This is a genomic window from Streptomyces sp. NPDC053076 (assembly GCF_044546845.1).
GTDB lineage: Bacteria > Actinomycetota > Actinomycetes > Streptomycetales > Streptomycetaceae > Streptomyces.
Genome location: NZ_JBITZL010000003.1, coordinates 135,842 through 159,085 on the forward strand (window position 1 = coordinate 135,842; position 23,244 = coordinate 159,085).

The window sequence follows — 23,244 nt, forward strand, 5'->3', positions numbered from 1 at the left end:
GGCTGTCCCTGCGCGGGGCCGTCGCTGGTCCGGCCGTCTCTGCGCGGGACCGTCGCCTGGGCCCGGCCTCCCTGCGCGGGTTCGTCACCCGGGTTCGGCCGGCTCCGGTGTGACCAGACCCCGGCGGTGGGCCACCGCCACCGCCTCCGTGCGGCTCGCGGCGCCCAGTTTGGCGAGGATGTTGGAGACGTGCACGCTGGCCGTCTTGCCGGTGATGAACAGCTCCTCGCCGATCTGCCGGTTGCTGCGGCCCAGGGCGAGGAGCCGCAGCACGTCCCGCTCCCGCGCGGTCAGCGACGGTGCCTGCGCGCCGTCCGGCTCGGCCCCGGGCCGGCTCCGGCGGGTGAGCATGTCGATCTCCTCCAGCAGCGGCGCCGCGGCCAAGCCGGTCGCCGTCGCCCGGACCAGCCGCATCTGCTCCGCCGCCTGTGCCGTCCGCTCCACGGCCAGCAGCGCCCGCGCCCACCGCAGCCGGCTCCGCGCCTGCTCGTACCCGTCGCCGTACCCGAACGCGGCGACGGCCTTCTCCCAGGCCGCCGGGTCCGGCCCGGACACGACCGTCGCCCACTCCGCCTCGGCGCGGGCCAGCCACGCCAGGCCCTCGGGACCCTGCACCCCGCCCTCCGCGTCCTGCTCGGCCGTGGCCCGCGCCGACTCCACCAGCTCATCCGCGGTCCGCGCCCAGCGGGCCAGGTCCCCGCCGGCGTCGCCCGTGGCGCGCAGCTCCACGGCCCGGTCGGCGACCGCCGTCAGGCAGAGCGCGGCCAGCCGGACCGTCACGCCCGGCCGGCGCGTCGTACCGTCGCCGAGGGCCGCGACCGCCTCCCGCATCCGCTCCATGGCCTCCGCCACGTCGCCGCGCCGGACGGCGGAGTCGGTGAGCACGATCCCGGCGACCAGCGTGCCCATCCAGTCGAACGGGCCCCGCAGCAGCGCACGTGCCCGGGCGGCGGCGCTCTCGTCGCCGCGGGCCAGGGCCACGAACAGGGCGGGGCTCGTCGCGAAGGCGCCGCCCGCCGCCGGCAGAGCGGGGGCCGTCTCGGCCGCCACGCGCAGGCACTCGTCCCAGCGGCCCAGGGTGAACAGCGCCACCAGCTGGAGGTAGCGCAGCTCCAGCGGATACGCCGAGGACAGCAGCCCGGCCTGGCGGGCCCGGTCGAGCCCCTCGGCCACGACGGGCAGGCACTCCGCCAGGTCACCCGCCTCGAAGGCGCCCATCGCCAGGCCGAACAGCGCGCGCAGTTCCACCGGGGCGTTCCGGGCGGAACGGGCCAGGTCCCTGGCCCGCCGCAGCTGCTCCCGGCCCTCAGGGGAGCGCCGGCCGCCGGCCTCGGTGTTCGCCAGGGAGACCAGCAGATCGGCCTGGGCGGCGGTCATGCCCAGCTCCTCGGCGACCCGCAGGGCCTGCCGGCCGATCCGCAGCGCGGTCTCCTCCTCGCCGACCTGACGGGCCGCCGCGGCATGGGTGGCCGCCGCCCACACCCAGGTCCGCGACGGCGGTTCGGCCGGGATCATCGCCAGCGCCTCACTGCTGTAGCGGAAGGCGGCCGTCAGGCTGTCCACGGTCAGCAGGTTCCCGGCCAGCGTGTACCGCACCCGGGCGGCCAGTTCGTCGTCGGTGTCCTCGCCGACCCCGGCGAGCGCCGCGCGGGTCAGCGAGACCGCGCGGTGGACCTCCCCGGCGTGGGCCGCGGCGGCCGAGGCGCGCAGGGTCAGCGTGATCCGGTCCAGCTCCTGTCCGACGGGCCGGGCGGACGCCGGCACCGACGGCCACAGGTCCAGGACCGCTTCGAGGTGGCGCAGCTCCTCGGCGGGTGCGCCCAGCCGGCGGGCGTGGTCGGCGGCCTCCAGACGGGCCGCGAGCGCCTCGGGCAGGTCGTGGCTCTCCCGGGAGTGGTGGGCGCGCTCCGCCGCGGTCTCGGGGGTACGGCCGCGGGCGGCGAGCAGCCGGGCGTACCCGCCGTGCAGCCGGGACCGCTCACCGGGCAGCAGGTCGGCGTAGACCGCTTCGCGCGTCAGAGCGTGCCGGAAGGTGTATGTCCCGTCGTCCTGGGCGAGGAGGAGCTGATGGCCGACGGCCTCCCGCAGGGCCGCCTCCAGCGTGTCCTCGGGCAGCCCGGCCGCCTCGCGCAGCAGCGCGTGCTCCACGCGCCGCCCCGCCACGGCGGCGGTCCGCAGCACCTGCTGGGCCGTCTCGGACAGCTGCTCGACCCGGATGAGCAGCAGGTCGGCCAGGCCGCTGGGCACCCCGTCGGCGTCCGCCGCCGGGCTGCCGGCCTCGCTCGGACACAGGGGCCCGGCGTCGGCCGCCGCGAGCAGTTCCTGCGCGTAGAACGCGTTGCCCTCGGCGCGGGCGACGATGCCGTGCACGACGGCGTCGGGCAGCGGTCGGTCCTCCAGGGCCCGCACCAGCCGGGCGACCTCGGGATCCGGCAGCGGCCGCAGCTCCAGGCGCTCCACCCCCGGCAGCCGGACCAGCTCGGCGAGCAGGGGCCGCAGCGGATGGCGGCGGTGCAGATCGTCGGCGCGGTAGGAGGCGAGAAGCGCCAGCCGCCGGCCCGGGGCGCCGCCGCCCGGCCGGTGCAGCACGCCCCGCCCGAGCAGGAAGCGCAGCAGGTCCCGGGAGGACTGGTCGGCCCAGTGCAGGTCCTCCAGGACGAGCAGCAGCGGGGCGACGGCGGCCAGATCGGCCAGCAGCCCGGCGACGTCCTCGAAGAGTCTGAGCCGCCCGTCCGGGCCCCCGGCCGCGTCCGGGCCGGCGCCCAGCAGCCGGTCCGCCGCCGGATGCGCGGCCAGTACGGCCGTGAAGCGCTCGTCGGTGGCGAGCAGCCCCAGGATCTCGGTGAACGGCAGATACGGCAGGCCGACGTCGCCGAGGTCCACGCAGTGCCCGGTGACCACGGTCGTCCCGGTCCGCGCCGCCCGCCCGGCGACCTCGTCGAGCAGCCGCGTCTTGCCGACGCCGGCGTCCCCGGCGAGCAGCACCGCGCCGGGCGCGCCGCCCCGGGCACGCTCCAGTACGCCCGTGAGCCGGGCCAGTTCCTCGTTCCGTCCGATCAACGGCGCTGCGGTGAAGGCGGTCTGCGACACGCCCCCATCCTGACATGCGGCACCGACAACGCCTCCGGGACCTGCGCCTCCGCCCGGCGCACCCGCCGCCGCGCGACCGGCGGGCCTCAGCGCAGGGTGCGCGCCCAGTCCCGCGGGACCCGGCCCGCCGGACCCGGGACCGGCTGGTCGGCGGGATGGCTGACCGGGGGAGCGAGTTCGGGCCCGGAGTCGTACAACTCCTCGGTGGCGAAGTTCCAGAACCAGCCCTCGCCCGGCTCGAAGCTGCGGATCACCGGGTGTCCCGTCGTCCGGTAGTGGGCGGTGGCGTGCTTCGCGGGGGAGTCGTCGCAGCACCCGATGTGCCCGCACTGCGCGCAGCGGCGCAGATGGAACCACCAGCCGCCCGCCTCCTCGCACTCCGTGCAGCCCGTGCCGCTGGGCGGGACGTGCGGATCGATACCGTCGACGTTGCTCATACCGTCTCCTCGTCGGGCGTCTCGGCGGTCAGGGGCAGCAGCACCTGGAAGCGGGTGTCACCGGGCACCGACTCGACCAGCAAGGCGCCGTGGTGCTTGTTGACGACGATGCGCCAGGAGATGTCCAGTCCGAGCCCGGTGCCCTCGCCGACCGGTTTGGTGGTGAAGAACGGGTCGAAGATCCGGTCCTTGATCTCCGGCGGGACGCCGGGTCCGGTGTCCTGGAACTCCACCAGCAGCCGCTCGCGGTCGAGCCCCGTCCGCACGGTCAGCGTGCCCTGGCCGCTCGTGCTTTTCATGGCCGAGACGGCGTTGTCGATCAGGTTGGTCCACACCTGGTTCAGCTCCGCCGGGTAGGCGGGGACCGGCGGCAGCGTGCGGTCGTACTCCTTGACGACCTCGATGCCCGGTCCGATCTTTCCGGACAGCATCAGCAGCGTGCTGTCGAGGAGTTCGTGCACGTCCACCACCCGGTACGGCGCCCGGTCCAGCTGCGAGTACTGCTTGGCCGCGTCGACCAGGTGCGAGATCCGGGTGGTGGAGTCCTCGATCTCGTTCATCAACAGCTCGGTCTCGATGGTGTAGTTGAGCCAGCCCACCGCGTTGGGCAGGATCTCCTCGTCCACCGCCGCCGCGACGTGCTCCAGCCAGTCGACGTCCAGCCCGGCCTGCACGAAGGTGGGCGCCACCTGCCAGGCCTGCTCGATACCGTGGTCCTCCAGCCAGTCGGTGAGCGTGTCCTCCCGGTCGGTGGCCTCCAGCGGGCTGAGCACCGGGGCCTTCGCCACCCGCTCCGCGGTGCGTTCCTGGATCTCCACGAGGCTCGCCAGCACATCGCGGGAGAAGGGGCCTTCGGCGATCAGGGCGAGCTTGTGCCGCATCTTCGCGACCCGCTCCCGCAGGGTCGCGGTGGCCCGGACCGCCGCCGCCGCGGGGTTGTTCAGTTCGTGCGTGAGCCCCGCCGACAACGAGCCCAGCGCCAGCAGCCGTTCCCGCTGCCCGACCGCCGCCTGCGTGCTCTTCGAACCGAAGAACAGGCCCTCCAGCAGGTGCACGGCCATGGGGAACCACTCGCGCATGACGTCCGCGAAGATGTCCGCCGGCAGCACGAAGAAGCGGCTCGGCTCGGTGACCCGCATGGAGTTGTTGTAGACCTGCCGCACCCGGTCGCCCAGGTAGGACTGCATCGCGCCCGCGTACACCCCGCGCTGCGAGGTCCGGATGACCTCCACGTCGTCGCCGCCGACCCGCCGGGACAGCACGACCGTGCCCTCGATCAGCACGAAGAAGCAGGTCGAGGGGTCACCCTCGGCGTACACCGGGCCGGGCTGGAACAGCTCCACCCGCCCCTCGGCGCAGAGCCGGCCCAGCTGCTCGGGGCTCAGCCTCTCGAAGAGGAAGAGCGAGCCGACCTCCTTGGGGCTGCACGGCATCACGTGCCCGCTCATGACTGCTCCAGATACCGGTGGACGAGCATCACGGCCATGGCTCCCTCTCCGACGGCCGACGCGACACGCTTGGCGGACTCGGCGCGCGCGTCGCCTGCCACGAACACGCCGGGGACACTGGTCTCCAGGTGGTACGGCGGCCGGTCCAGCTCCCAGCCGGCCGGCGGCCGTCCGTCGGCGGTCAGGTCGGGCCCGGCCAGGATGAAGCCGCGCTGGTCGCGCAGTACCGTCCGGTCCAGCCAGTCGGTCAGCGGGGCCGCGCCGATGAACACGAACAGCCACTGGGCGTCGACCTGTTCGGTGTCGTCGGACGTCACATGACGCAACGTCAGCCGCTCCAGGCGGCCGGTGCCGTGCGCGGCGTCGACCACGGTGTTGCTGCGCACGGAGATGTTCGGGGCGTCGTTCAGCTGCTGGATCAGGTAGTACGACATCGACGCCGACAGGTCGGAGCCGCGCACCAGCAGCGTCACCGACTTGGCGAACCGGGACAGGTACATCGCCGCCTGGCCCGCCGAGTTGGCGCCGCCGACTATGTACACGTCGTGCCCCTGGCAGGAGGCCGCCTCGGTCAGCGCCGAGCCGTAGAACACCCCGCAGCCGGTCAGATCGGTGCAGCCGGTGGCCTCCAGCTGCCGGTACTGCACCCCGGTCGCGAGGATCACGCTGTGCGCGGCGACCGACGAGCCGTCCGCGAACCGTACGACCCGCGCGGCGCCGTTGACCTCGAGTCCCGTCACCTCACGGGCGGTGAGGATCTCCGCCCCGAACTTGGCCGCCTGCCGCCGCGCCCGGCCGGTGAGCTGGGCGCCGGAGACGCCGTCGGGGAAGCCGAGGTAGTTCTCGATCCGCGAGCTCTGCCCGGCCTGCCCACCGGTCGCCGACCGCTCCACGAGCACGGTCCTGAGCCCCTCGGAGGCCCCGTACACGGCGGCCCCCAGCCCGGCCGGACCGCCGCCGATCACGACCAGGTCGTAGAAGTCGGCCGTCGGCGTCGTGGCGAGGCCGACCCGCGCCGCCAGCTCGGGTGCCTCGGGCTCGACCAGGACGGTGCAGTCCGGTGTGATCACCAGCGGCAGCCGCCGGCCGTCCTGCCCGGCCGCCGCCAGCAGCCGCTGCCCCTCCGGCTCCTCCACCGAGTACCAGCGGTACGGCACCTGATTGCGGGCCAGGAACTCACGCACCTCCGACGACCGCGCCGACCAGCGGTGACCCACGACCTTGGTACTGGGCACCGGCTTGTAGGCGCTGCTGCGCCACGCGTCCAGCAGGTCGTCCAGCACCGGGTAGAGCTTCTCCTCCGGCGGGTCCCAGGGCTTGAGCAGGTAGTGGTCCAGGTCGACCACGTTGATCGCGTCGATCGCCGCGCTGGTGTCCGCGTACGCGGTCAGCAGCACCCGCCGCGCTCCCGGGTACACGTCGAGCGCCTGCTCCAGGAACTCGATGCCGTTCATCTGCGGCATGCGGTAGTCGGCCAGGATCACCGCCACCAGATCACCGCGCAGCTTCAGCTCGCGCAGCGCGTCCAGCGCGGACTCGCCGGACTCCGCGCGCACGATCCGGTAGGACTCGCCGTAGCGCCGCCTGAGGTCACGGGCGACGGCACGGGAGACTCCCGGGTCGTCGTCCACGGTCAGGATGACGGTCCGCGCTGCTTCGGCGGCCTGTGCCATGCCTCTCCCCACCCGATTGCCGGATCCCGCGGGCGGTGTCGTGGGGACCACCGCACCGGTTCCAGCCCATCGTATGTTCGATCGCCCGGGTGCGCGCCGGGACCGGGCACGGCGCTGATCCCCCGAGGGCGGGTGCCGGCGGCGTGTTCACCGGAGGCGGCCGCCGGCCTGTGCGCGCACGACGGCCGGGGGATCGTGCGACGGCGCGTAGAAGAGATCATCATGGCCGTGCGCACGCGGTGCCCGGCAGCGGGCACCAGCACCACGAGGACGCGGCTACGACGAGGAGGCCCACGGATGACACGCCCGATCACGGCAGGGGTGGACGGCACGGCGGAGAGTCTGGCCGCGCTGGACTGGGCGGCCAGAGAGGCCGTACGCCGGGGGCTGCCGCTGCGCGTGGTGCACGCCTGGCGGTACGCCGAGGCGCTCGCCACCGCCGACCGGGACACCCAGAAGGGGTGGGTGTCGCAGGGCGTGACGGAGGCCGTGGGCCTCGTCGCCGAGCGGCATCCGGGGCTGACGGTGAGCACCGACGTCGTCGAGGGCGGCGCCGCGCACGCGCTGGCCGACGCGGCGGCCGGGGCCGAGATGCTGGTGCTCGGTTCGCGCGGCCACGGGCCCGTCGTCGGGTTCCTGCTGGGCTCGGTCGGCCAGCAGGTGATCGCCGAGGCGGCCCGGCCCGTGGTCCTGGTACGCGCCGAGGACGAGCCCACGGCGGAGGCGGCCGGCCGGGACGTCGTGGTCGGCCAGCACGGCGGCCCCGAGGACAGCGCGGCCACGCTGCGGTTCGCGTTCGAGACGGCGGCGGCCCGCGGCGCGACCGTCCGGGCCGTCCGGGCGTGGACCCTGCCGCCGGTCTTCGCCTACAGCCCCGGTTCGCTCAAGCTGCTGGACGACGCGGGCGGTCTCGAACCGTACGAGAAGCAGGCGCTGGCCGGGGCCCTGGAGCCCTGGCGCGAGCGGTTCCCCGAGGTGCCCGTGGCCGAGCACGTGGAGATGGGCAGCGCGGGCCAGGTGCTGCTGTCGATGTCCGGCCGGGCCCAGCTGATGGTCGTCGGGCGCCGTGCGCACCGTACGGCCGTCGGCGCCCGGATCGGCTCGGTCGCGCACGGGGTGCTGCACCACGCAGGCTGCCCGGTGGCCGTGGTCCCGCACGAGTGAGCTACTCCGGGTCGGCCGGCTCCAGCGTGGCACGGGCCTTGGGCAGGACGTTCTCGATGTAGTCCTGGACGGCGGTGTCGAGCCCCATGTCGTGCTGTGCCCGCTCGGACAGGTACCAGCGGTGTTCGAGCAGCTGGTGGTAGATCTCGGCCGGGTCCACGGAGCCGCGCAGTTGCGGCGGCACCGCCCGCACGGTGGGCCGGAACACGTCCCGGACCCACCGGTGGGCCAGCACCTCGGGCCGGGCGGCGAGGGGGTCGCCGGGGGCGTAGTCGTCCTGGGTGGCCATCCAGCTCTCCAGGTCGTTCAGCAGCCGCCGCGCCTGGTTCTCCTCGGTGTCCAGCCCGGTCAGCCGGAGCAGCTGCCGCTGGTGGTGGCCGGCGTCCACGACCTTCGGCACGAAGGTGACCGTGTCGCCGGTGGGGGAGTGCTCGATCTGCATCTCGGCCACGTCGAAGCCGAGGTCGTTCAGGCGGCGGATCCGGCGCTCGATGTAGTGGTACTTGCCCGCCGGGTACACCGAGGTGCGGGTCAACTCCTGCCACAGTCCCTGGTAGCGGGTGCAGATCTCGTGACCGAACTCGACCGGGTCGAGGGAGGGGTGCAGCGCGCCGGACGCCTCCAGGTCCAGCAGCTCGCCGCTGATGTTGACCCGGGCCAGGTCCAGGTCGTACTCCCGTTGTCCGGGGCTGAGCCGCGGGTGCAGGTCGCCCGTCTCGGCGTCGACGAGATAGGCCGCGTAGGCGCCCGCGTCCCGCCGGAACAGGGTGTTGGACAGCGAGCAGTCGCCCCAGGCGAACCCCGCCAGGTGGAGACGGACCAGCAGCACGGCGAGGGCGTCCATCAGGCGGTGCATGGTCGCCGGGCGCATGGTCGTCTCGAACATCGACCGGTACGGCATCGAGCCGCGCAGGTGCCGGGTGACCAGCGCCGGCTCCAGCGGGGCACCGGAGCCGTCGGTGCGCCCGGTGACCACGGCCAGGGCGTCCACGGCGGGGATGCCGAGCCGGTCCAGGTCGCGCAGCAGCTGGTACTCGCGCAGCGCGGGCCGTTCGGCGAGTTCCTTGACGGCGATCACCTCCTCGCCGGCGTGCGCGTACCGCACGACGTGCCGGGAGATGCCGCGGGGGAGCGGCACGAGGTGCTCCTCGGGCCACTCCTCCAGCGGGGTGTCCCAGGGCAGGGCGAGCAGGAGCGCGGGGTGCTCCGGATTCGTGGCGCTGATCTGCAAGGCCATGACACGAACCCTAAGGCCGGCTACGCGTGTCCCAGGAGGCCCCGGCCCCTGGGGCGAGTGTTTCAGTGGGCCCTTGGCTTCGGGGCGCGTGTTTCAGCGGGTCCTCGGCCTGGGGCGCGCATAGAGCAGCATGCCCTTGGCCTGGGGCGCGCATGGAGCAGCAGGCCCTTGCCTTGGGGGCGCGTGTGCCGGCGGGCCGGCCCCGTCACGGGGCTTGTCGCGGACGGTAGCTGTGCTACGAGGCACGCTCCCGGGCCTGGTCCGCCGCGGCCCGTAGCGAGCCACGGTGTACCGGCCCGTGACCGGGCAGCAGGGTGTCGCCGTCGAGCGCGCCGATCAACTCCAGGGAGTCCAGCGCCCGCGCGCGGTCGTGGTGGAAGAAGTCGCACAGCATCTGCGGGCCCTCGACCCGGGAGATGGCGTGCCCGCTGACCAGGGCGTCACCGGAGATCACGATGCCCGCGTCGGGCAGGTGGTAGACGCAGTGGCCGTCCGTGTGACCGGGGGTGTGCACGGGGACCGGCCGGCCGGGCAGGTCGAGCGGCCCCTCGGCCGCGAACGGCTCCGCGGCCGCGACGGGGTAGCTCGTCAGGCCGTCCACGCGCTTCACGTGCAGCGCCCAGGACAGGACACCGGGCCGCCAGGCGTTGCGGACCACGTCGGAGACGCGGGCCTGTTGCAGGAACTCCCGCCGGGCGTGCGGGACTTCGGCCGGGTGCAGATACACCGGGATGCCGTGGCCGGCGCGCAGGTACTCGGCCGAGCCCAGATGGTCGTTGTGCGCGTGGGTGATCAGGATCGCGGCGACCGCGTCCGGCGAACCGCCCACGGCCGCCAGGGACTCCAGCAGCCCCGGCCGGTCCCCGGGGTACCCGGTGTCCACCAGGGTGACGGCGTCACCGTCCTTGAGGATCACCCAGTTGGTGTTGTGCCCGTGCACCAGGTAGGTGCCGTCGGCGACTTGTTGTACGTCAGCCCGCATGATCTCTCCGAGCCCCGAGCGGCGGATCGTCGGGGGACAGCCAACCAGACCGGACGCCGTCCCGCACAAGGGGGCCCGGCGGTCATGCGGCCGGATCCGCTCGGTCGGCCACCGCCGCTGCGATCGCGGAGCGGGCGGGTGGCGCAGATCGCGGGCCCGGTGCCCGTGCGCCCCCGTGCCGTCAGTGCACGCCGTGTGGCCGGAACTGGATGCTGATGCGCGGGCCCGTGGCCCGGCTGGTCTTCGGGACGCAGTGTTCCCACGTGCGCTGGCAGGAGCCGCCCATCACGATGAGGTCGCCGTGGCCCAGGGGCCGGCGCAGCGTGTCGCCGCCTCCGCCGGCCGGGCGCAGCAGCAGGTCGCGGGGTGCTCCGACGGAGAGGATCGCGACCATGGTGTCCTGGCGGGCGCCCCGGCCGATGCGGTCCCCGTGCCAGGCCACGCTGTCCCGGCCGTCACGGTAGAAGCACAGCCCGGCGGTGGTGAACGGCTCGCCCAGCTCCTCGGCGTAGCGCCGGGACAGGGCGGTACGCGCCTCGTCCAGCACCGGGTGGGGGAGGGGGTCCCGGGCGCCGTAGAAGGCCAGCAGCCGGGGTACGGCGACCACGTTGTCGTACATCTTGCGGCGCTCCGCCCGCCACGGCACGTCCGCCGCCAGCCGTTCGAACAGTGCGTCGGCGCCGCTCAGCCAGCCCGGCAGGACGTCGATCCAGGCGCCCGCGCTCAGCTCGGTCCGGCGCAGCCCGTGCAACGGGCCGAGCCGCAGCTCGTCGGTCTGGTCGAACAGGGAGCCCTGGAGGTGCGTGGCCATGAGGCCAGCGTACTCCTTAATCGAAACTGTGTTCCATTCGGTGACGTGGCCGTTCCCCGGCCCGGCTCGGGGGCTTTTCAATACACCGGTGTATCCGATACATTCGCGTATCCAATGAGAGGGCCCGTGCCGATGGAAGAGCCACCCAAGCGCGTCACCCGGCGCCGGGTCCGCACCCGCGCCCGGCTGCTCGACGCCGCCTTCGCCGTGTTCGCGGCCAAGGGCTTCGGGCGGGTCTCCATCGAGGAGGTCTGCGAGGCGGCCGGGTTCAGCCGGGGCGCCTTCTACTCGAACTTCACCACCCTGGACGAGCTGTTCTTCGCCCTCTACCAGGAACGCGCCGACCTCATCGCGGCCCAGGTGACCGACGCGCTCGGCCAGGACGGCCCCGACCTGGACGTACCCGCCGCCGTGGACCGGGTCACCGAGGTACTGCTGCTCGACGTGGACTGGCTGCTGGTGAAGACCGACTTCCTGGTGCACGCAGCCCGTGACCCCGCGGTCGCCCGGGCCCTCCTCGACCACCGGGCACGGCTCCGCGAGGCCATCGCCGACCGGCTCTTGCGGGCCCGGGGGCACACAGCCCTGCCCGCCGTCCTGGGCGACGCGGACGGCGCCGCGCACGCCGTGGTCGCCGCGTACGACGGGGTCACCACCCAACTGCTGCTGGACCGGGACGTCGACACCGCCCGGGCCTGGCTCAAACAGCTGCTCACCGCGCTGCTCACGGACGGCAGCCGCATCCCCGCATAGCCCCGGAACTCGCCAGTCACGAGCACGGACAGGAAGGACACAGACGCCATGGACGCGGACGTCATCGTCGTCGGAGCGGGCCTCGCCGGCCTGGTCGCGGCGCACGAACTCACCAGCCGGGGCCGCCGGGTCGCCCTGGTCGACCAGGAGAACGCCGCCAACCTCGGCGGCCAGGCGTTCTGGTCCTTCGGCGGGCTCTTCCTCGTCGACTCCCCCGAGCAGCGCCGTCTCGGCATCAAGGACTCCTTCGGCCTCGCCTGGAACGACTGGCAGGGCAGCGCGCAGTTCGACCGGCTGGACGACGAGGACTCCTGGGCGGTGCGCTGGGCCCGGGCCTACGTCGAGTTCGCGGCCGGCGAGAAGCGGTCCTGGCTCCAGGGGCACGGCATCGAGCTGCTCCCCACCGTCGGCTGGGCCGAGCGCGGCGACCTGCGGGCGGACGGACACGGCAACTCCGTGCCCCGCTTCCACATAGCCTGGGGCACCGGCACCGGCGTGGTCGAGCCCTTCGTCCGGTACGCCCGGCAGGCGGCCCGGGACGGACTGCTGACCTTCCACCACCGCCACCAGGTGGACGAGCTGGTCGTCGAGGACGGCGCCGCGCGCGGCGTGCGCGGCACCGTCCTCGCCCCCGACGACTCCCCACGCGGCGTCGCCTCCAGCCGTGAGCGCGTCGGCGACTTCGAGCTGACCGCCCAGGCCGTCGTCGTGACCACCGGAGGCATCGGCGCCAACCACGACATCGTCCGCCGCTACTGGCCCGAGAAGCTCGGCACGCCCCCCGCCGAGATGGTCACCGGCGTCCCGGCCTACGTCGACGGCCGCATGCTCGACATCAGCGCCGAGGCCGGCATACGGCTCGTGAACCGCGACCGCATGTGGCACTACACCGAGGGCCTGCGGAACTGGGACCCCATCTGGCCCGGCCACGGCATCCGCGTCCTGCCCGGACCGTCGTCCATCTGGCTGGACGCCCTCGGCCGCCGGCTGCCCGACCCCTGCCTGCCCGGATACGACACCCGGGGCACGCTCAAGCACCTGCGCACCACCGAGGACATCGCCGGACACGACCACTCCTGGTTCATCCTCACCCGGAAGATCATCGAGAAGGAGTTCGCGCTCTCCGGCTCCGAGCAGAACCCCGACATCACCGCCAAGGACCGCAAGGCCGTGCTGCGCGACCGGCTGCTCGGCAAGGGCGCACCGGCACCCGTGCAGGCGTTCCTGGACAAGGGCGCGGACTTCGTCACCGCGGGCAGCCTGGAGCAGCTGGTCGAGAAGATGAACGGCCTGACCGGCAAGCCGCTGCTGGACGCGGCCGAGGTACGCCGCCAGATCGAGGCCCGTGACCTGCAGATGGCCAACCCCTACAGCAAGGACTCCCAGGTCCAGGGCATCCGCAACGCCCGCCGCTACATCGGCGACCGGCTCGGCCGGGTCGCCACCCCGCACCGTATCCTCGACCCGGCCGCGGGCCCCCTCATCGGGGTCCGGCTGCACGTGCTGACCCGCAAGACCCTCGGCGGTATCCAGACCGACCTCGACTCCCGCGCCCTCGGCGCCGACGGCACTCCGGTCGAGGGGCTGTACGCGGCCGGCGAGGTCGCCGGATTCGGCGGCGGCGGTGTCCACGGCTACAACGCCCTGGAGGGCACCTTCCTCGGCGGCTGCCTGTTCTCGGGCCGGGCCGCGGGGCGGGCGGCGGCGCGGCAGACCGCCTGAACTCAGTCCTTCAGCAAGGAACTCCGCCGGAACGGTCGCGCGGCAGACCGCCTGAACTCAGCCCTTCAGCGAGTCCGTCGGAACAGACCGCCTGTACTCAGCCCCTCAGCAACTCCGCCAGAACGGTCGCGTGGTTCTGGTCCGGTTTCTTCGACGCCGTCAGCAGCGTCACCCGCCCCTCGCGGGCCGACTTCCGGAGGCCGTCGAGCAGTTCGGCGGCCTCCGGCGCGTCGAGTTCCGCCTCGTACCGGCGGCGGAACTCCTCGTACGAGCCGCCGCCGTGGTACCAGGTGCGCAGTTCACCCGACGGCGTGAGTCCCTTGGGCCACTCGTCGATCTGCGCCGCGTCCTTGGCGAGGCCGCGCGGCCACAGCCGGTCGACCAGCACACGCAGGCCGTCGTCGGGCTCGGGCGGTTCGTAGATCCGGCGCACGCGCACGCTCACGGTCGGGGCCCTTCCGGGTCGGGGTCGGTTCCGCGAGCGTACTGCGCGCCGCCCCGCCCATCGGGCGGCGACGCGGCACGACTTGACCGGAACAAGGGGGAACGGCGGGCGCCGCCGCGCCTACCCTGACGGCCAGTCGATCATCGGCCACTCCCGAGGAGCGCACGTGACGCCACCCCGCAGACAGCCCGCCCGACGCCGTACCGCCACCCTCGCCACCGTCCCCGTCGCCGTGGCGGCGCTCCTCGGCGCCGCCGGACCCGCGGCGCCGGGCGGCACGGGCGGGGCCGGCGCGGGCGACCCCTACTTCCCGCTCAGCGGCAACGGCGGCTACCACGTCCACCACTACGACCTGACGCTCCGCTACGACACCGCCTCCCGACGCCTGGACGCCACGGCGGTGCTCACCGCCCGCGCCACCGAGCGACTCACCCGTTTCGACCTCGACCTGAAGGGGCTGACGGTCACCGCCGTCACCGTCGACCGCCGGGCGGCGGCCTTCCGGCGCGACGGCCAGGAACTCGTCATCACCCCGCGCCGGGCCCCGCGCGCGGGACAGCGGTTCCGCGTCCAGGTCGCCTACCACGGCACCCCGAAGCCGGTCACCGACCCCGACGGCTCGCCGGACGGCTGGATCCCCACCGACGACGGCGCGTTCGTCGCGGGCGAGCCGCAGGGCGCGATGACCTGGTTCCCGGCCGACAACCATCCCAAGGACAAGGCGACCTACGACTTCACGATCACCGTGCCGCAGGGCCGCACCGCCGTCGCCAACGGCGTCCTGCTCGGACAGCGCACCGCTCACGGACGGACCACGTTCCGCTGGCACGAGACCCGGCCCATGGCCGCCTACCTCGCCACCGCCACCATCGGCACCTTCCGGGTCGAGCGGTACACCACCCGGGACGGCATCCAGGTGTACAACGCCGTGGACGCCCGCGAGGCGCGCGCCGCCGCACCCGTCCTCAAGCAGCTGCCCGCCGTGCTGGAGTGGGAGAGCAGGCTGTTCGGGCCGTACCCGTTCCGGGCCGCCGGCTCGATCGTCGACCACGCCCCGGACGTCGGCTACGCCCTGGAGACCCAGACCCGGCCGCTCTACGACTCCGCACCCGGCCTCGGCACCCTCGTCCACGAGAACGCCCACCAGTGGTTCGGCGACTCCGTCTCCCTCACCTCCTGGAAGGACATCTGGCTCAACGAGGGCTTCGCCACCTACGCCGAGTGGCTCTACGCCGAGCAGCACGGCGGTGACCGTGCCCAGCGGACCTTCGACTCCCTCTACGCCCGGCCCGCGAGCGACGGCCTGTGGGCCTATCCGCCCGGCGACCCGGGCAGCGGCGCCCGGATCTTCGGTACGCCCGTCTACGCGCGCGGCGCGATGGCCCTGCACGAGCTGCGCCGGGCCGTCGGCGACCGCGACTTCTTCCGGATCCTGCGCGCCTGGGCGTCCCGGCACCGCGGCGGGCACGGTACGACGGCACAGTTCGTCAGGCTTGCCGAGGAGAAGTCGGGGAAGCAGCTGACAGAGCTGTTCCACACCTGGCTCTACACGCCGGGCAAGCCGAACAGCGCCTGACCCCTGACCACTTCCAAACAACTGTCGGCCAAGGTCGACCCATGATCCAACGCAGAACCGCTGTCGCACTCCTCGCCTCCCCGCTGCTGCTCACCGGCTGCGGCGGCGGAGCCGGGGCGACCGAGCGCCGGACACCTGCCCGCCGTCCGGCGCCGGCGCCCACCCCCGGGACGTCCACGGAGCCGGCGTCGCGGGCCACCTCCGAGACGTCCGCGGAGTCGGCACCGCGGGGCATACCCGGGCTCGGCAGTGAGCGGCTGGCGGCGATACCCGAACGCTGCGGGCAGGCCGTCGTCGTCACCGGGCGCGGCAGGAACTCCCCGCTGTGCACGGTGGTCCTGCACGAGCGCACCCCCACCGGCTGGCAGGCGGGCGCCGCCTGGCCCGCCCACAACGCGCTGCACGGCTGGAGCGCCCACCACCTCAACGGCGACCTGCGCTCCCCGCTCGGCGTCTACACCCTCTCCGACGCCGGCGGCCTGCTCCCGGACCCCGGCAGCAGGTTCCCGTACCACCGCTCCCGCGGATTCCACTCGCCGGGCACCGGCTTCGAGGGCGAACCGCTGGAGGGGTCCTTCGACTACGTCATCGCCATCGACTACAACCGCCGGCCCGGCACCTCGCCGCTGGACTGGACCCGCCCGCTCGGTCCGGCGCGCGGCGGGGGAGTGTGGCTGCACGTCGACCACGGCGGCCCCACCCACGGCTGCGTCAGCGTCGCCAAGGCCCACATGAAGGATCTCCTGCGCACGCTGGACCCCGGCCGGCAGCCGGTCGTCGTGATGGGGTACGCCGACTGGCTCGCCCGTTGAGGGGCCTAGGATCCGAACTCGTGTGCGCACATGTACTGGTCGCCGAGGACGACGAGAAGCAGGCCGAACTGATCCGCCGGTCGCTGCTGGCCGAAGGCCACAGCGCGACGGTGGTGCACGACGGCGCGGCGGCGATCGACGCGGCCCGCCGGCTGAGCCCCGACCTCGTCGTCCTCGACCTCATGCTCCCGGTCGTCGACGGCTTCGGCGTGTGCCGGGCGCTGCGCGGCAGCCCGGAACGGCCCGACATCCCGGTGGTGATGCTCACCGCCCGCTCCGCCGAGGACGACGTGCTGCTCGGCCTGGAACTCGGCGCCGACGACTACCTGACCAAGCCGTACAGCCCGCGCGAGCTGATGGCCCGCATCCGCACGGTCCTCAGACGCAGCGGGCGGGGCGGCGGCGCCCGGGACGACGACCCCGTCGTACGCGCCGCCGGGATCGGTGTGGATCCGGTACGGCACGAGGTGCGCTGCGACGGCGCGCCCGTGGAGTGCACGCCCGCCGAGTTCCAGATCCTGCTGGCCATGGCGAGCGAGCCGGAGCGGGTGTTCACCCGGCGGCAGCTGCTGCACTGCACTCGCGGTTTCGACCGGGCCTCCACCGAGCGGGCCGTCGACGTGCACATCATGAATCTGCGCCGCAAGATCGAGGCCGACCCGCGGCGGCCGGTACGGCTGCTGACCGTGTTCGGCGTCGGCTACAAACTGACCGGCGCCCGGCCGTGAGGCGCCGCGAGCCCCGGCCCGAAGGGCGGGCGGACGGTCGGCGCGGCACCGCACGCGACGGCCGGCCGGCGCCCGTGAAACGCCGGATCCCGCTGCGCAAACGGCTGCTCGTCCGGTTGCTGTCCGTCTCCGCGCTGATCGCCGTCTGCTCGGTGGCGGCCACCGCGTGGCTCGCGGTGACCACCACGACCAGCGCCCTCAAGGAGGAGCAGGGCCAGGACCTGGCCGCCGACAACCGCATCCTCGCCGAGCTGAGCGGCTACGCCGCCACCCACTCCGGCTGGTCGGGCGTCCGGGACACCGTCCGGGCGCTGGCCGCCCGCACCGGACGCCGGATCGCCCTCACCACCGCCGACCGCGCCTTCGTCGCCGACTCCGCGCCCCGCGGCACCCCGCTGCCGCCCCGGGCCGCCGCCACCGTCGACCCGCTGCGCACCGACACCTACACCGAGACCGGCGCCCAGCTCAGCGGCATCGACCCGCGTGCGGTCGGCCCCTACCGGCTCTCCCGGAAGGAACGCGCCGGGCTGGACGCGCTGGCCACCAAGCGCAAGCACTGCTACGAGCGCTACGGCCTACAGCCCAGCGTCGTACGGACCGTGAGCGGGCGGCCGGTCGTGAGCGCGCCGGACGGCACCGACCCCGCCGCCTACGGCGCGGTGGCGTGCGAGGACGGGCAGCTCAACACCCCCACAACGACGGAACGGACGGCACTGGACGCGCTGTCGGAACTCGCCCGGCCCTGCCTGAGACAGGCCGGACTGCACCTCGGCGGACAGCTTTTCCTCACCTTCGACCCCAGCGGCAAGGATCCGTTCGGCGGCGGCTTCCTGCTCGCCAAGTACGCCAAGGTCGCCACCGGCGAGGCCGCGCGGGCTGCCCAGGACTGTGTCCAGAGCGCGCGCCGCACCCAGTTGGAGCCCTACGTCGCCCCGGTGGCCGAGCTGTTCCTCGGCATCGGCGACCAGAACCCGGCCCGGTTCGACATGTCACCGGCCAACAAGGCCAAGGTCGTCGGCGTGGCCGGGCTGGTCCTCGCCGTGACCGTCGCCGTGACCGCCGTCGTGGCCATCCGGCTGGTACGGCCCCTGCGCGCGCTCACCCTGGCGGCACAGCAGTCGCCCGAGCTGCACGTACGCGTGCCGGTGACCACCCGGGACGAGACCGGCATCCTCGCCGAGGCGTTCAACGACCTGACCGAGCGGCGCGAGCGGCTGGAGGCGCAGCGCAAGGCCATGGTCAGCGACATCGCGCACGAGCTGCGCAGCCCGCTCACCAACATCAGGGGCTGGCTGGAGGTCGTCCGGGACGGTGTCGTCGGTCCCGACCCGGCGCTGCTGGACTCGTTGCACGAGGAGGCGCTCGTCCTCCAGCGGATCATCGACGATCTCCAGGACCTCGCCGCGGCCGACGCCGGCACGCTGCGCCTGCACCGTGAGCCGCTGCGGGCCGGTGAGCTGCTCGACCAGGTCGCCGCCGCCCACCGTGTCGCCGGCGACGCCGCCGGGGTCGCCCTGCGCACCGAGACCGGCGATGCCGCCTGGCTGGACGCCGATCCGGTCCGGATGCGGCAGGCCCTCGGCAACCTGGTCTCCAACGCGCTGCGGCACACCCCCGCCGACGGCACCGTCACGCTCGCCGCGCGGCGGGACGGTGAGGAGGTCCTCTTCACCGTCACCGACACCGGCTCGGGCATCGCCCCCGAGGACCTGCCGCACGTCTTCGAGCGGTTCTGGCGGGCGGAGAAGTCGCGCAGCCGCCGCACCGGTGGCAGCGGCCTGGGCCTGGCGATCGTCCGCCATCTGGTCGCGGCCCACGGCGGCACGGCCGCGGTCACGAGCGAGCCGGGAGCGGGCGCGGAGTTCGCCCTGCGGCTGCCGGCCATGCCACCGCCCGCCGACGAGCCCTGAGGCCGGAGCGCCACGGCCCACTCTCCGGCACGCCCACCTGCCCCAGGAAAGGGCCCCGGCGCGCGTCCACCGGATCCTGGGGGGCCGGGGACGGGCCGGGGCGGGAACGAGCCTCCCTGAGGGGGCCGGGCCGGACAACGAGCCTCCTGACGGGGGCCGGCCGGGTCGGAAAGCGAGCCTCCTGGCGGCGCCGGGCCGGGGCCGGAGAACGGGCCGCTCGCCCGTCGGCCGACCAGGGTCCGGTCAGCCGGAGCGTGGCCGGGAGCGCGCCCGGCGCCGCAGCGCGCGCCGCTCCAGCTCCGTCGTACCGCCCCAGACACCGATGCTCTGGCCCGTGTCCAGCGCCCAGTCGAGGCACTGTTCCCGGACCGGGCATCGCTCGCACACCGCCTTGGCCTGCTGTGCCTGCACCTGCGCCGGCCCGGTGGTGCCGATCGGGAAGAACAGATCGGGGTCCTCGTGACGGCACGCGGCATGTTCGCGCCAGTTGTCCATCGGAATCTCCTGGATCGGATCGAAGTCGTCGTGCCTGTCGCATGCGTCGCGCACGCGCTCTGCGGTTTCGGGTGACCGGTCACGGCGACGTGAAACGGCACAACCGGGGGAGATCCGGCGACGATCGCCCGCCGGTCACCGCAGGGGCTCCGGTCTCCTCACGGGGCCGTGGGCGGTCAACGGGCCCGGAAGCGGCGCACGGAGAGCGCGGATCCCCCCGACAGGCCACCGCGGACGGGGAGTTCGGGCCGGCAGCCGACCGGGCACCGCCGGCCGGTCCTTCGCGCCGCAGACTTTCCGCGCCGAGCGCTTACTGTGCCGCGGACTTCCAGCACCGGAAAACCCCGTCCGCAAACCTCTCGCACCGCACAACCCCCGTGCCGCAGACTTCCCGTGCCGCAAAACCCCCTGCCGCAGGTTTCCCGCCCCGAGGACTTCCTGTGCCGCGGACTTCCGCGTGCCCCATGCTTCCCGCGCCGCGGCTTCCGCCTCGCAGGCGGCTCGGTGTGCACGCCCCGCGTGGCTCAGCGGCGCAGCGTCTCCGCCGCGGTCGCGGTCACCGCGTCGGCCAGGGCCGCCAGCGCGGGGGAGTCGAGCTTCCACTGCTGCCAGTGGAGGGTGACGTCCGCGTACTCACCGGGGGTGAGGAGGGCCAGCCGCCCCCGGTCCAGCAGCGGCCCGGCCTGCGCCTCCGGGACCATGCCCCAGCCGAGCCCCGCGGCGACCGCGTCCAGGAACCCCTCGGAAGTGGGCACATGGTGCCGGAACGGGCCGGCGGAGCCCCGGCCGAGCCGGCGCGCGAAACCGTCCTGGAAGTCGTCCTTGCGGTCGAAGGCCACGACCGGCGCCCGGGACAGCGCCTCCGCCAACGGCCGCCCGTCCAGGTGGGCCGCGATGAACTCCGGTGCGGCCACCGGCAGGTAGCGCATCCGGCCCAGCGGACGGACCGTGCAGCCCGGCACCGGGTCGGCGGAGGAGGTCACCGCCGCCATGACCCGTCCCTCCCGCAGCAGCGCCGCCGTGTGGTCCTCGTCCTCCCGGTGCAGTTCGAAGCAGAGGCCGTCGACCCGGGTGAGGGCCGGCAGGAACCAGGTCGCCAGTGAGTCGGCGTTCACCGCCACCGACACCCGTGTCGGCTCGCCGGTGCCGCTGAGCCCCAGCTCCCCCCAGGCGTCCCGCTCCAGCCGGGCGAGCTGCCGGGCGAACCGCACCAGGACGGCGCCGGACTCCGTGGGCCGCACCGGTTTCGTGCGCTGGAGCAGCACCCGGCCGGTGCGCTGTTCGAGGGCCTTGACCCGCTGGCTGACCGCCGACGGCGTCACGTGCAGCGCGGCGGCGGCCGCGTCGAAGGTGCCCTCGTCCACCACGGCCAGCAGGGTCCGCACCTGCTCCAGCGGAAGCTCTGTCATCACAGCGGCTAAGGGTACGTAAAAATCTTTAGCTGTACTTGCCGCCGGAGCGTGCCTAGCGTCGCGGACATGAACCACGCCCTGACCGCCGCGGCTGCCGGATTCGGCACCGGCCTCTCCCTGATCGTCGCCATCGGCGCCCAGAACGCCTTCGTCCTGCGGCAGGGGGTGCGCCGGGACGCGGTTCTCGCCGTGGTCGGCATCTGCGCCCTGTCCGACGCGGTGCTCATCGCGCTCGGCGTCGGCGGGGTCGGCGCCGTCGTGGTGGCCTGGCCGGGCGCGCTCCGGGCGGTGGGGATCGTCGGCGGGGCCTTCCTGCTGTGCTACGGCGCCCTTGCCGCCCGTCGGGTGCTCAGGCCGGCCACGGCGGCACTGAGCACCGAGGGGGAGCCGGCCGGCTCCCGGCGCCGGGCGGTGCTCACCTGCCTGGCGATGACCTGGCTGAACCCGCACGTCTATCTGGACACCGTGTTCCTGCTCGGCTCCCTGGCCGCGGACCGGGGCCCGCTGCGCTGGACCTTCGGGCTCGGTGCCGTGCTCGCCAGCCTGTGCTGGTTCGCCGCGCTCGGCTTCGGCGCCCGGCTGCTGGGCCGGTTCCTGGCCAGGCCCGGCGCGTGGCGGTTCCTGGACGGCCTGGTCGCGCTCACCATGCTGGCCCTGGGCGTGACCCTGGTCGCCGGTTCCTGAGGAATCCGTTCGAAGCCCACGGGCGTTGCTGCAATAGTTAGCTTCGCGAAGCGAAAAGATGTAACGAGCAACCAGGACATCCGTGGACACCAGCGAGAGCAGCAGCACCCAGACCGGTACCAGTGCCCCGGCGGACGAGGCCCCGCCCCGGCGCGGCTGGCGCCGATGGGCGATGGACACCCGTCCCCTGCGCATCCCCGCCTACCGGCGCCTGTGGTCGTCGACCATCGTCACCGCCGTGGGCAGCCAGCTCACGGCCGTCGCCGTACCCAAGCAGATCTACGACATCACCCACTCCTCGGCCTGGGTCGGCTACGCGAGCCTGGCCGGCCTGGTGCCCATGGTGGCCTTCGCGCTGTGGGGCGGGGCGGTCGCCGACACCGTGGACCGCCGCAAACTGCTGCTGGTCACCAACAGCGGCATCGCGGTGACCTCGCTGCTGTTCTGGGCGCAGGCCGTCACCGGGCTGGACTCGGTCGTCGTCCTCATGGTGCTGCTCGCGCTGCAACAGGCGTTCTTCGGGCTGAACGCGCCCGCCCGCACCGCCTCCATCGCCCGCCTGGTACCGGCGGAGCAGCTGCCCGCGGCCAACGCGCTCGGCTCGACGGTGATGCAGACGGGCCTGGTGGCCGGCCCGCTGCTCGCCGGCGTGCTCATCCCGGTGATCGGGCTGCCCGAGCTGTATCTGATCGACGCGCTGGCGCTGTGCGTGACCGTGTGGGCCGTCCACCGCCTGCCCGCGCTGCCGCCGCTCGGCGGGGCCGCCGGCCGCCGGGCCGGGCTGCGCGAGATAGCGGCCGGGTTCCGGTACATCTCCCGGCACAAGGTGCTGCTGCTGTCCTTCCTCGCCGACATCGTCGCCATGGTGTTCGGCATGCCCCGCGCGCTCTTCCCGCAGCTGGCGGCGCAGACGTACGGCTCCTACGGCGAGGGTTTCGCACTGGGGGTGCTGTTCGCCGGCATCCCGGTGGGCGCGGTGCTCGGCGGCCTGTTCTCCGGTGTGTTCTCGCGGGCCCGCCGGCACGGCTGGATGGTCATCGGGGCGGTCGTCGGCTGGGGTGTGGCCATCGCCGGGTTCGGGCTGACCGGGAACCTCTGGGTGGCCGTGGTGTTCCTCGCGGCGGCCGGGGTCGCCGACATGGTCTCGATGGTGTTCCGCGGCGCGATCCTGCTGTCGGCCGCGACCGACGAGATGCGCGGCCGGATGCAGGGCGTGTTCACGGTGGTCGTCGCGGGCGGCCCGCGCCTGGCCGACGTCCTGCACGGCACCGTCGGCGCGGCGTTCGGCCCGCGCGCCGCCGTCGCGGGCGGTGGCGCCCTGGTCGTCGTGGTGATGCTGGCCCTGGCCTGCGCCGTCCCGGCGCTGCGCCGCTACCGCGTCTGACGGACCTACAGCGGCCCTCGGCCCCGGCGCAGCGCGTACTGGTCCATCAGCTTCCCGCGGGTCGTCTCCAGCCGGTGGGCGAGGATCTCGGCCACCGTCCGTACCACCGAGAGCCCGAGCAGCGGATCCTCCACGCACAGGGCGAGCACCGACGGCCCGTCGAACGCGTAGGCCCGTACATTGCTGAAGGCCACCGCGCCGAAGTCCCACTTGTACGGCGGGAACAGCCAGGACCAGCCGAGCAGGTCGCCCGCGCCGAGCGTGGCCACGGTCACCCGCTGCCGGGAGGTGACCTGCTGGTCCAGATGGACAGCGCCCGAGCGGATCACCCAGAACCGGTCGGCCGTGCCGCCCGCCTCGAAGATGCGGGTGTCCTCCGGGAAGGAGACCTCCTCGGCCACCTCCATCAGGCGCTCGCGCTGCGCCTGGGGGAGGGCGGTGAGCAGTTTGATCGCTTTGGTCATGGCGCGGGGCTCCTCGC

General features: G+C 73.9%; 19 protein-coding genes and 1 pseudogene. 9 read left to right on the forward strand and 11 right to left on the reverse strand.

Features of this window, described 5'->3' with window-relative positions; genetic code table 11:
- Nucleotides 1-84 precede the first annotated feature (84 nt).
- The 4 genes from ACIGYR_RS14165 to ACIGYR_RS14180 form a co-directional block, all read right to left on the reverse strand.
- On the reverse strand, nucleotides 85-3,090 hold the full coding sequence (locus tag ACIGYR_RS14165) for an AAA family ATPase (protein ID WP_399598910.1): 3,006 nt from the start codon (nucleotides 3,088-3,090) through the stop codon (nucleotides 85-87).
- A gap of 86 nt (nucleotides 3,091-3,176) precedes the next feature.
- Nucleotides 3,177-3,527: a UBP-type zinc finger domain-containing protein gene (locus ACIGYR_RS14170; RefSeq protein ID WP_391847874.1), complete on the reverse strand. Its 351-nt coding sequence runs from the start codon at nucleotides 3,525-3,527 to the stop codon at nucleotides 3,177-3,179.
- Nucleotides 3,524-4,975, reverse strand: coding sequence for an ATP-binding protein (locus ACIGYR_RS14175; protein WP_399598913.1), 1,452 nt, complete (start codon nucleotides 4,973-4,975; stop codon nucleotides 3,524-3,526). The genes ACIGYR_RS14170 and ACIGYR_RS14175 overlap by 4 nt, the downstream gene beginning before the upstream one ends.
- Complete coding sequence (locus ACIGYR_RS14180) at nucleotides 4,972-6,648, reverse strand: FAD-dependent oxidoreductase (protein WP_399598915.1); 1,677 nt, start codon at nucleotides 6,646-6,648, stop codon at nucleotides 4,972-4,974. Before ACIGYR_RS14180 ends, ACIGYR_RS14175 begins: the two co-directional genes overlap by 4 nt.
- A gap of 297 nt (nucleotides 6,649-6,945) precedes the next feature.
- Here ACIGYR_RS14180 and ACIGYR_RS14185 point away from each other — a divergent pair, with 297 nt between their 5' ends.
- Nucleotides 6,946-7,812, forward strand: coding sequence for a universal stress protein (locus tag ACIGYR_RS14185; RefSeq protein ID WP_399598918.1), 867 nt, complete (start codon nucleotides 6,946-6,948; stop codon nucleotides 7,810-7,812).
- A gap of 1 nt (nucleotide 7,813) precedes the next feature.
- On the opposite strand, the gene ACIGYR_RS14190 is transcribed toward ACIGYR_RS14185, so the two are convergent.
- The 3 genes and pseudogenes from ACIGYR_RS14190 to ACIGYR_RS14200 all read right to left on the reverse strand — a co-directional run bounded on the left by ACIGYR_RS14190 (nucleotide 7,814) and on the right by ACIGYR_RS14200 (nucleotide 10,842).
- Complete coding sequence (locus ACIGYR_RS14190) at nucleotides 7,814-9,049, reverse strand: DUF4032 domain-containing protein (protein WP_399598920.1); 1,236 nt, start codon at nucleotides 9,047-9,049, stop codon at nucleotides 7,814-7,816.
- A gap of 244 nt (nucleotides 9,050-9,293) precedes the next feature.
- Nucleotides 9,294-10,031, reverse strand: a pseudogene (locus tag ACIGYR_RS14195) (MBL fold metallo-hydrolase); the annotation flags it as partial.
- A 181-nt stretch (nucleotides 10,032-10,212) separates the two neighbouring features.
- Nucleotides 10,213-10,842, reverse strand: a complete 630-nt coding sequence (locus ACIGYR_RS14200) for an alpha-ketoglutarate-dependent dioxygenase AlkB family protein (protein ID WP_399598922.1) — start codon at nucleotides 10,840-10,842, stop codon at nucleotides 10,213-10,215.
- A 132-nt stretch (nucleotides 10,843-10,974) separates the two neighbouring features.
- Here ACIGYR_RS14200 and ACIGYR_RS14205 point away from each other — a divergent pair, with 132 nt between their 5' ends.
- Nucleotides 10,975-11,595 carry a TetR/AcrR family transcriptional regulator gene (locus ACIGYR_RS14205; RefSeq protein ID WP_399598925.1) on the forward strand — a complete coding sequence of 207 codons (621 nt, stop codon included), beginning with the start codon at nucleotides 10,975-10,977 and terminating at the stop codon, nucleotides 11,593-11,595.
- Nucleotides 11,596-11,643: 48 nt separating this feature from the next.
- Nucleotides 11,644-13,317 (forward strand): FAD-binding dehydrogenase, encoded by a 1,674-nt coding sequence (locus ACIGYR_RS14210; RefSeq protein ID WP_399598928.1) that lies wholly within the window; start codon nucleotides 11,644-11,646, stop codon nucleotides 13,315-13,317.
- 97 nt (nucleotides 13,318-13,414) lie between these two features.
- Here the strand turns inward: ACIGYR_RS14210 and ACIGYR_RS14215 are convergent, their stop codons facing one another.
- Nucleotides 13,415-13,762 carry a DUF488 domain-containing protein gene (locus tag ACIGYR_RS14215; RefSeq protein ID WP_399598931.1) on the reverse strand — a complete coding sequence of 116 codons (348 nt, stop codon included), beginning with the start codon at nucleotides 13,760-13,762 and terminating at the stop codon, nucleotides 13,415-13,417.
- Nucleotides 13,763-13,928: 166 nt separating this feature from the next.
- Between ACIGYR_RS14215 and ACIGYR_RS14220 the strand changes: the two genes are divergently transcribed.
- The 4 genes from ACIGYR_RS14220 to ACIGYR_RS14235 all read left to right on the forward strand — a co-directional run bounded on the left by ACIGYR_RS14220 (nucleotide 13,929) and on the right by ACIGYR_RS14235 (nucleotide 18,788).
- Nucleotides 13,929-15,338 (forward strand): M1 family metallopeptidase, encoded by a 1,410-nt coding sequence (locus ACIGYR_RS14220; RefSeq protein ID WP_399598933.1) that lies wholly within the window; start codon nucleotides 13,929-13,931, stop codon nucleotides 15,336-15,338.
- 41 nt (nucleotides 15,339-15,379) lie between these two features.
- Nucleotides 15,380-16,150: a L,D-transpeptidase family protein gene (locus ACIGYR_RS14225; RefSeq protein ID WP_399598936.1), complete on the forward strand. Its 771-nt coding sequence runs from the start codon at nucleotides 15,380-15,382 to the stop codon at nucleotides 16,148-16,150.
- A 20-nt stretch (nucleotides 16,151-16,170) separates the two neighbouring features.
- Nucleotides 16,171-16,878, forward strand: coding sequence for a response regulator transcription factor (locus tag ACIGYR_RS14230; protein WP_399598938.1), 708 nt, complete (start codon nucleotides 16,171-16,173; stop codon nucleotides 16,876-16,878).
- A gap of 74 nt (nucleotides 16,879-16,952) precedes the next feature.
- Nucleotides 16,953-18,788, forward strand: a complete 1,836-nt coding sequence (locus ACIGYR_RS14235; RefSeq protein ID WP_399598941.1) for a sensor histidine kinase — start codon at nucleotides 16,953-16,955, stop codon at nucleotides 18,786-18,788.
- Nucleotides 18,789-19,031: 243 nt separating this feature from the next.
- On the opposite strand, the gene ACIGYR_RS14240 is transcribed toward ACIGYR_RS14235, so the two are convergent.
- Both ACIGYR_RS14240 and ACIGYR_RS14245 read right to left on the reverse strand, forming a co-directional pair.
- Nucleotides 19,032-19,283 (reverse strand): WhiB family transcriptional regulator, encoded by a 252-nt coding sequence (locus ACIGYR_RS14240; protein ID WP_391847887.1) that lies wholly within the window; start codon nucleotides 19,281-19,283, stop codon nucleotides 19,032-19,034.
- A gap of 524 nt (nucleotides 19,284-19,807) precedes the next feature.
- A complete protein-coding gene (locus ACIGYR_RS14245) occupies nucleotides 19,808-20,695 on the reverse strand; it encodes a LysR family transcriptional regulator ArgP (protein WP_399598944.1) in 888 nt (295 codons plus the stop codon).
- Between the two features lie 66 nt (nucleotides 20,696-20,761).
- Here ACIGYR_RS14245 and ACIGYR_RS14250 point away from each other — a divergent pair, with 66 nt between their 5' ends.
- On the forward strand, nucleotides 20,762-21,379 hold the full coding sequence (locus ACIGYR_RS14250; RefSeq protein WP_399598947.1) for a LysE/ArgO family amino acid transporter: 618 nt from the start codon (nucleotides 20,762-20,764) through the stop codon (nucleotides 21,377-21,379).
- Between the two features lie 82 nt (nucleotides 21,380-21,461).
- Nucleotides 21,462-22,763 (forward strand): MFS transporter, encoded by a 1,302-nt coding sequence (locus ACIGYR_RS14255; protein WP_399598950.1) that lies wholly within the window; start codon nucleotides 21,462-21,464, stop codon nucleotides 22,761-22,763.
- Nucleotides 22,764-22,768: 5 nt separating this feature from the next.
- Here ACIGYR_RS14255 and ACIGYR_RS14260 read toward each other — a convergent pair whose 3' ends face one another.
- Nucleotides 22,769-23,227, reverse strand: coding sequence for a cyclic nucleotide-binding domain-containing protein (locus tag ACIGYR_RS14260; protein WP_391847891.1), 459 nt, complete (start codon nucleotides 23,225-23,227; stop codon nucleotides 22,769-22,771).
- Nucleotides 23,228-23,244: the final 17 nt, after the last annotated feature.

Bases quoted from the DNA above. Each gene is read 5' to 3' on its own strand.
- ACIGYR_RS14170 (WP_391847874.1), bottom strand. From the start codon at position 3,527: ATGAGCAACGTCGACGGTATCGATCCGCACGTCCCGCCCAGCGGCACG.
- ACIGYR_RS14175 (WP_399598913.1), bottom strand. From the start codon at position 4,975: ATGAGCGGGCACGTGATGCCGTGCAGCCCCAAGGAGGTCGGCTCGCTC.
- ACIGYR_RS14180 (WP_399598915.1), bottom strand. From the start codon at position 6,648: ATGGCACAGGCCGCCGAAGCAGCGCGGACCGTCATCCTGACCGTGGAC.
- ACIGYR_RS14185 (WP_399598918.1), top strand. From the start codon at position 6,946: ATGACACGCCCGATCACGGCAGGGGTGGACGGCACGGCGGAGAGTCTG.
- ACIGYR_RS14190 (WP_399598920.1), bottom strand. From the start codon at position 9,049: ATGGCCTTGCAGATCAGCGCCACGAATCCGGAGCACCCCGCGCTCCTG.
- ACIGYR_RS14200 (WP_399598922.1), bottom strand. From the start codon at position 10,842: ATGGCCACGCACCTCCAGGGCTCCCTGTTCGACCAGACCGACGAGCTG.
- ACIGYR_RS14205 (WP_399598925.1), top strand. From the start codon at position 10,975: ATGGAAGAGCCACCCAAGCGCGTCACCCGGCGCCGGGTCCGCACCCGC.
- ACIGYR_RS14210 (WP_399598928.1), top strand. From the start codon at position 11,644: ATGGACGCGGACGTCATCGTCGTCGGAGCGGGCCTCGCCGGCCTGGTC.
- ACIGYR_RS14225 (WP_399598936.1), top strand. From the start codon at position 15,380: ATGATCCAACGCAGAACCGCTGTCGCACTCCTCGCCTCCCCGCTGCTG.
- ACIGYR_RS14240 (WP_391847887.1), bottom strand. From the start codon at position 19,283: ATGGACAACTGGCGCGAACATGCCGCGTGCCGTCACGAGGACCCCGAT.
- ACIGYR_RS14250 (WP_399598947.1), top strand. From the start codon at position 20,762: ATGAACCACGCCCTGACCGCCGCGGCTGCCGGATTCGGCACCGGCCTC.
- ACIGYR_RS14260 (WP_391847891.1), bottom strand. From the start codon at position 23,227: ATGACCAAAGCGATCAAACTGCTCACCGCCCTCCCCCAGGCGCAGCGC.